The 7,134-nt window shown below is 72.2% G+C and carries 6 protein-coding genes; all 6 read left to right on the top strand.

Annotation, left to right across the window (positions count from 1 at the left end; translation table 11 throughout):
* Window positions 1-96 precede the first annotated feature (96 nt).
* A complete protein-coding gene (locus NBW84_RS08350; RefSeq protein WP_250283314.1) occupies window positions 97-1,299 on the top strand; it encodes a phosphoglycerate kinase in 1,203 nt (400 codons plus the stop codon).
* Window positions 1,299-2,150, top strand: coding sequence for a triose-phosphate isomerase (gene tpiA / locus NBW84_RS08345; RefSeq protein WP_250283312.1), 852 nt, complete (start codon window positions 1,299-1,301; stop codon window positions 2,148-2,150). Before NBW84_RS08350 ends, tpiA begins: the two co-directional genes overlap by 1 nt.
* Window positions 2,151-2,354: 204 nt before the next feature.
* Complete coding sequence (locus NBW84_RS08340) at window positions 2,355-4,130, top strand: ABC transporter substrate-binding protein (protein WP_250283310.1); 1,776 nt, start codon at window positions 2,355-2,357, stop codon at window positions 4,128-4,130.
* A 355-nt stretch (window positions 4,131-4,485) separates the two neighbouring features.
* Window positions 4,486-4,716 carry a preprotein translocase subunit SecG gene (gene secG / locus NBW84_RS08335; protein ID WP_250283334.1) on the top strand — a complete coding sequence of 77 codons (231 nt, stop codon included), beginning with the start codon at window positions 4,486-4,488 and terminating at the stop codon, window positions 4,714-4,716.
* A complete protein-coding gene (locus NBW84_RS08330; protein WP_250283308.1) occupies window positions 4,713-6,509 on the top strand; it encodes an ABC transporter substrate-binding protein in 1,797 nt (598 codons plus the stop codon). Before secG ends, NBW84_RS08330 begins: the two co-directional genes overlap by 4 nt.
* A 297-nt stretch (window positions 6,510-6,806) precedes the next feature.
* Window positions 6,807-7,134: RNA polymerase-binding protein RbpA (locus NBW84_RS08325; RefSeq protein ID WP_250283306.1), on the top strand; the 328-nt coding region annotated here is incomplete at its 3' end.

Below are 7,134 nucleotides of genomic sequence, written 5' to 3'. Positions count from 1 at the left end.
GGTGGGGAAAAACTGGCGGCTTCTGGTGTCTTCGGGCGATGCCACGACGATCATGGACGTGTCGTCCGAAGCCGGTTGGGACTTCGGAGTAATGGCGTGACGACCATTGACGATCTACAGGTCGCCGGGCGGCGGATCATCGTCCGCAGCGACCTGAACGTTCCGCTGGACCGTTCCGGCGACACACCCCGGATCACCGACGACGGGCGGGTCCGCGCCAGCGTGCCCACCATCCGGGCGTTGCTGGACCGGGGTGCCCGGGTGGTCGTCTCCTCCCATCTGGGACGGCCCAAGGGCACACCCGACCCGGCGTACTCGCTCGCCCCGGTCGCCGGCCGGCTCGCGCAGCTGCTCGGCCGGCCGGTCGCGTTCACCGGGGACGGCACCGGCGACATCGCCGGCACACACGCGCAGAAGATTGTCGCCGGGCTGGGCGACGGTGAGATCGCGCTCCTGGACAACCTCCGGTTCCACCCGGGGGAGACCAGCAAGGACGCGGCCGTGCGGGCCGCGTTCGCCGACCAGCTCGCCGGGCTGGCCGACTACTACGTCGGGGACGCCTTCGGCGCGGTCCACCGGGCGCACGCCAGCGTCGTGGACCTGCCCGAGCGGCTGCCGCACGCGGCCGGGCAGCTCGTGCTCAGGGAGCTTGAGGTGCTGCGCACCCTCGCCAGCGGCGCGGCCCGTCCCTACGTTGTCGTCCTCGGCGGGTCGAAGGTCAGCGACAAGCTCGGGGTGATCCGGGCGCTGCTGCCCAAGGTCGACGCCCTGCTCATCGGCGGCGGGATGTGCTTCACCTTCCTGGCCGCCCAGGGCCACGGCGTCGGCGGGTCACTGCTGGAAGCGGACCTGATCGATACCACGAAGGGCCTGCTCGCCGAAGGGGGGGACCGGATCGTGCTGCCCACCGACGTGGTGGTGGCCGACGAGCTCTCCGTCGACGCGCCCACCGCCGTGGTGGCGGCCGGGGCCATCCCGGCCGGCCGCAAGGGCCTCGACATCGGGCCGGCGTCGGTGGCTCTGTTCGCCGGTCGGCTGCGCGGCGCCCGCACCGTCTTCTGGAACGGCCCGATGGGCGTGTTCGAGCTCCCGCCGTTCGCGGCCGGAACCCGTGGGGTGGCCGAGACGATCGCCGGGCTCGACGGCCTGACCATCGTCGGCGGCGGTGACTCGGCCGCGGCCGTGCGCACCCTCGGTATCGACGAGGAGGCGTTCACCCACATCTCCACCGGTGGCGGCGCCAGCCTCGAATACCTGGAGGGCAAGACCCTGCCCGGACTCGCAGCATTGGACGTGTGATGGCAAGCGAGAAGAACGAGAAGAACGAGAAGAACGAGAAGAACGGGAAGAACGGGAAGAAGAAGCCCCGGGGGACGGGCCGGCGCATCCTGGTCGCGGGCAACTGGAAGATGAACCTCAACCATCTTGAGGCGATCGCGCTGGTCCAGAAGATCGCTTTCGACCTCAAGCCGGTCGAGCTCGACAACGCCGAGGTCGTCGTCCTGCCCCCGTTCACCGATCTGCGCAGCGTCCAGACCCTTGTCGACGGGGACAAGCTCGCGATCGGCTACGGCGCGCAGGACCTCTCCCCGCACGGCTCCGGCGCCCACACCGGGGACATCGGCGGGCCGCTGCTCGCCCGGCTGGGATGCGGCTATGCGGTGGTCGGCCACTCCGAGCGGCGCGCGGACCATCACGAGGACGACGCCCTGGTGGCGGCCAAGGCGCGGGCCGCCTACGCGCACGGGATCACCCCGATCCTGTGCGTGGGCGAGCCCGAGCCGGTGCGGGTGGCCGGCGACCACGTCCGCCATGTCCTCGCGCAGCTCGACGGCTCCCTGGCCGGGATCACCCTGGAGCAGGCGCGCACGCTGGTCGTCGCCTACGAGCCGGTGTGGGCGATCGGCACCGGGCGGACCGCGTCCGCCCATGACGCGCAGGAGATGTGCGCGGCGATCCGGGGGCGGCTCGCCGAGCGTTTCGACGCGGGAGTCGCCGCGGTCATCCGTATCCTCTACGGCGGTTCGGTGAAGGGCTCCAACGCGGCGGAGCTGTTCAGCCAGCCCGACGTGGACGGCGGGCTGGTCGGCGGCGCGAGCCTGGACGCGGCGGACTTCGCGGCGATCGTCCGCAGCGCCCCGCCGAGCTGACGGCGGCTACGAACCGTCACCGGCGATGCCGGTGACTCCGGTGACTCGATCACGGGCTGTGCCGGCCGGCGCGGTCCGTGATCGCGACCGGTGCCGTGGGAACAGCCGACGGACACGGCCGGCCCGGGGTGTGCTTGGGTGGCTTGCGGTGGCGGGGTGCGGCCCCGCCGGGAAGGGGCTCGAACCCAAGTGGCCGCCAGGGGCATGCCGCGCTGTCGTGCGATCATCCGGGCCGGAACCGTCACGGTCGTCCTCGGCCTTCTTCTCGCCGCCTGTACGGGCGGGGGAGGAGGCCGGCAGGCCCCGTCCGACCCGTCGGGCCCGCCCGCGGCGATCAGCAGCCGGGTCATCGCCGCCTCGCCGCGCGACGGCGGGACGCTGCGGGTGCTCGCCACCGCCGACTGCGACTCCTGGGATCCCCAGCGCACCGCGTCCGTGCGCTGCTGGAACCAGCAGCGGTGGATCTCCCGGCAGCTGGTGACGTACGCGCCCAGCCCCGGCGCGCTCAGGCTGGCCGGTGACCTCGCCACCGAGGTGCCGGCCCCGAAGGACCTGCGCACCTGGACGTACACGCTGCGGGAGGGGCTGGCCTTCGAGGACGGCACCCCGATCACGTCCCGGGACGTCAAGTACGGGATCGAGCGGGCCTTCGCCCCGGAGCTGGCTGGGGGCTCCGGGGGCTCCGGGGGCGCGGGCTCCGGCGAGGTGGTGCGGCTTCTCCAGGACGAGAAGAACCCCTACCGGGGTCCCTACACCGACCCCACGCCCGACCGTCTCGGGCTGGCCGCGGTGACCACGCCGGACGACAGGACCATCATGTTCCGGCTCAACCGGCCGTTCGCGGACTGGAACCTGCTGATGGCCTCCCCGGTCTCCACACCGGTGCCGCGGGCGCATGACACCGGCGCCGGGTACGGATCCCGGCCGGTGGCGTCCGGGCCCTACAAGATCGAGAACTATCGTCCGGGGGAGTCCCTCACCCTCGTGCGCAACCCGGAGTGGGACAGGCAGACCGACCCGAACCGGCCCGCCCACCCCGACCGCGTCGTTGAACGCATGGGGCTCGCCGCGGCCGACATCGACAGCCGCATCCTGACCGACCAGGCCGACATCGCCGCCGACCAGAGCGGGGTGGGCGCCGAGGCCACCGCCCGGATCAGCGCGAACCCCGGCCTGCGCGCGGCCCGCACCACCAGCGAGGCCACCGGCGGGCTGCGCTACCTGGCCGTGGTCACCACGGTCGCGCCGTTGGACAAGCTCGCCTGCCGCAACGCCGTGGCCTGGGCGGTGGACAAGAGCGCACAGCAGACCGCACGGGGCGGCCCCCTCGTCGGGGGCGACATCGCGGCCACGATGCTCACCCCGCCGGTGCGCTCCTTCTCCTGGTTCGACCTCTTCCCGAGCCCCGGCGGCAGCGGGAACCCCGCAAGGGCGAGAACAGAACTGGGCGCCTGCGGCCGGCCGGACGGCTTCGAGACCACCCTGGTCACCCGGTCGGATCCGCTCTCCCTCGCCCAGGCCGAAGCCGTCCGCGCCTCACTCGCCCGGGCCGGCATCACGGTCACCGTCGTGAAGTTCGACGACGCCGGGTACGCCGCGGCGGTGGACAGCCCCGAGCACGTCCACACCATGAAGTACGGCCTCGTCCTGGCCGCCGGCGCGGCCACCCGGCCGACGCCGTACGCGTTCCTCGCCCCGCTCGCCGCCAGCGGCTCGATCCGGCCGCGGTACAGCACCAACATCGCCGAACTGGCTCTGCCCGCGGTCGACCAGGGTCTGGAGCAGGGCATCGGGGCCGCTGACAGCGAGGACACGGCGAGCCTGTGGACGCAGACGGACCGGGCGGTCGTGGGGTCCGCCGCCTACGTCCCGCTGCTCTACGACCGGGCGCTCAACATCTACAGCAGCCGGCTCACCAACATCCACTACTCGCCCGGGTTCATGATGACGGACTTCGCCTCGCTCGGTGTCGTACCGTAGGGCGTCATGGCGGCCCGTCGGAGGGCCACGGCTCGCACGGGCATGATCCGATGGTGGTGCGCCGCGCCGGCCGCGGGACCGCCGTGCGGTAGCTTGGCACGAATGCCGCCGGTCAGCCCCGCCGAAGGCAGTGCGATGATCGTTCGTTGCGCTGCCGGAGGTTGCTGAATCGGTATGGTCGAAGGCGATGCGATGATCATTTGTCGCGCTGCCGGGGGCCGTCGGGTGCGGGTATGGCCGGAGGGGGTGCGATCATGGTTGCTCGTGTCGGGCTTCCTGCCGCGTCGCGCGATGACACGGCCGGGCCGGGCGGTTTACATGATCACGGGATGACGGTGTGGGAGCGGGTCCGGAGATGACTGTTGGGCTGTCGATTGTCCTGATCATCACGAGTGTGCTTCTGCTGCTGCTCGTCCTGTTGCACCGGGCCAAGGGAGGCGGGCTGTCCAGCCTGTTCGGCGGCGGTGTCTCCTCCTCGCTCGGGGGCTCCTCGGTGGTGGAGAAGAACCTCGACCGACTGACGGTCATGATTGGGCTGATCTGGCTCACCTGCATCATCGGCCTCGGCCTCCTGCTCAAGGGGTGAGCGGCCGCTGGCGTACCCGGATCCCGGCCTGGCTGCTCTGCGTGGTCGTCCTTGCCACGCTCGCGGCCTGCGGAGGTGCTGGACAGCCGGCACCCATACCGGTGACTTCGGTTATACCCACGGTCACCACTGATCCAACGGACAAGCCGGGTGGGACGCTGCGCCTGGTCACCGGGAGGATGCCCAGCGGTGATCCGGGCTGGGCGACGGACGCCGGTTCGCGGATGCTGCTGCGGCTGGTCTCCCGTCAGCTCTACTCCTACCGGGCCAGCCCCGACCCGGTCTTCACCGCCGCGCCCCTGCCGGACCTGGCCGTCGGGCCGCCGGCGGTCAGCGCGGACGGGAAGACCTACACCGTCACCCTGCGCCCGGCCGCGCGCTGGGACACCCCCGGGATCAGACGGGTCACCGCGACCGATGTCGCCCGCGGCGTCAAACGGCTGTGCACGCCGCCGGACCCGTCGCCCATGCGCGGCTACTTCGCCGCGACGGTCGCCGGCTTCGCAGCCTACTGCGACGAGCTGATGAGAACCCCGCCCGAGGGGGTACGCGACTTCATCGAACGTCGCGGTATCGACGGCGTCCAGGTCGTCGGTGACGACTCGATCGAGTTCCACCTGCTCGCCCCGGCCGGGGACTTCACCGACGTGCTGGCCCTGCCCGCGGCTTCCCCGGTGCCGCTGGAAGCCCTCGCCTACGCCCCGAACTCGCCCGAGTACCTGGAAAACCTGATCTCCGACGGGCCGTACCACTTCGGTGACACGCTCGGTGACGGGTCCTTCCGGCTGTCGCGCGACCCGGCGTGGGTCGCCTCGTCCGACGGCATCCGCCCGGCGCTTGCCGATCACGTTACGGTGCGTACCGGTGTCGACGCGGCCGCTGCCCAGGCCGAGATCGACGCCGACCGGGCCGACATGGCGATGGACAGCACCGTCCCCGCCGCCGACGTGGCAGCGCTGGACACCCGGGCCGACGGCAGGCTGTCCACGGACGGCCCCGGTTCCACCGTGCTGCTCACCGTCGGCCAGCACGGCCCGGCGTCGGCGGCGCTGCGTGGCGGCGGCGTCCGGCAGGCGCTGGTGTACTGCGTGGATCGCGCCGCCGTGGCCGCGGCGCTGGGCGGGCCGGTCCTGGCCACCACCACCGCGCAGATGCTGCAGCCGGCCATGGCCGGTTTCCAGCCGCGCGACCCGTTCCCGACGCTGGGGTCGACCGGCGATCCGGCGCGCTGCCGGGAGGGGACGCGGACCGCCGCCGGCGGCGGTCCCCTGACCGCCCTGGTCCTGCTCACCACGGACTCCGCCGAGGACGCCGCTGTCGCGTCGGCGCTGCGGGACGCCTTCGCCCGCGCGGGGGTGACGCTGCGGGTCGATGTGGTCCCCGCCGCGGACTACCCAGGCGCCGCCGTCCCCGCGAGCGCCGCCGTCCCCGCGAGCACGGTGGGCTGGGATCTCGCCCTGACCAGGGTGACGCCGCAGTGGTTCGGCAATGCCGGGCGCAGCGTGTTCCAGCCGCTGCTGGAACCGCAGTGGTCGGGCTCCCGGCCGGCCGACGGCGGATACCGTAACGACCGGGTCGCGCAGCTGCTGCGGGACGCCCTCGGGGAGCGTGACCCGGTCGCGCTCTCCACCCGCTGGGGCGACCTGGAGCGGGAGCTGCTCACCGACGCCGCCGTCATTCCGCTCGCGGTCACCGTCGCGCCCCGTTTCCACAGCGCCAACGTCCGCGGCTTTCTGCGGGTCCCCTCGCTGGACGCCGCCGACCCCACCGCCGTCTCCCTGGGCATCGCCTAGGACGAGAGGCCGGAGCCTGGGACGAGAGGCCGGGTGAGAGCGTGCGAGCGGAGCGGTGACATGGTTGCCGCTTCCTTCCCAGCCCGTGTTTTCCATGCCACGGCTCCGTTCGCCGGCCTGGGCGAGCGGGAGGAGCGGTGACGGCGTTCGGTCACCAGAGCGGATTGTGAGGGTGACCGATGGTGGTCGGTGCGACGAGATCGGCCCTTCTCGTCTTACACTCGGTCAGGCCGGCTGGCGGCTGGGGGGCCGGATCCGGAGTCAATCAGCGGGACGAGACAAAGGAGCATGCGGACCGTGGCAGGTGGTAACGCCATCAGAGGAAGTCGGGTAGGGGCGGGGCCCATGGGGGAAGCCGAACGCGGTGAGACGGCCCCGCGACAGCGGATTTCCTTCTGGTGCGCCAACAATCACGAGACCAGGCCGTCGTTCGCCGCGGACGCCACGATTCCCGAGACCTGGGACTGCCCGAACTGTGGCTTCCCAGCGGGTCGTGACCGCGACAACGCGCCCGCTCCGCCCAAGACCGAACCGTACAAGACGCACCTCGCCTACGTTCGGGAGCGGCGCAACGAGAAGGACGGGGAGGCGATCCTGGCCGAGGCGCTGGCCAAGCTGCGCGGCA

This window comes from Protofrankia sp. CiP1_Cm_nod2, from assembly GCF_920664355.1.
Lineage (GTDB): Bacteria > Actinomycetota > Actinomycetes > Frankiales > Frankiaceae > Protofrankia.
The sequence above is the reverse complement of the archived record's forward strand: the minus strand, read 5'-3'. Positions and strand labels throughout refer to the sequence as shown.

Excerpts from the sequence above, each read along its gene's own strand:
- tpiA (WP_250283312.1), top strand. The coding sequence starts at position 1,299 with ATGGCAAGCGAGAAGAACGAGAAGAACGAGAAGAACGAGAAGAACGGG.
- NBW84_RS08340 (WP_250283310.1), top strand. The coding sequence starts at position 2,355 with ATGCCGCGCTGTCGTGCGATCATCCGGGCCGGAACCGTCACGGTCGTC.
- secG (WP_250283334.1), top strand. The coding sequence starts at position 4,486 with ATGACTGTTGGGCTGTCGATTGTCCTGATCATCACGAGTGTGCTTCTG.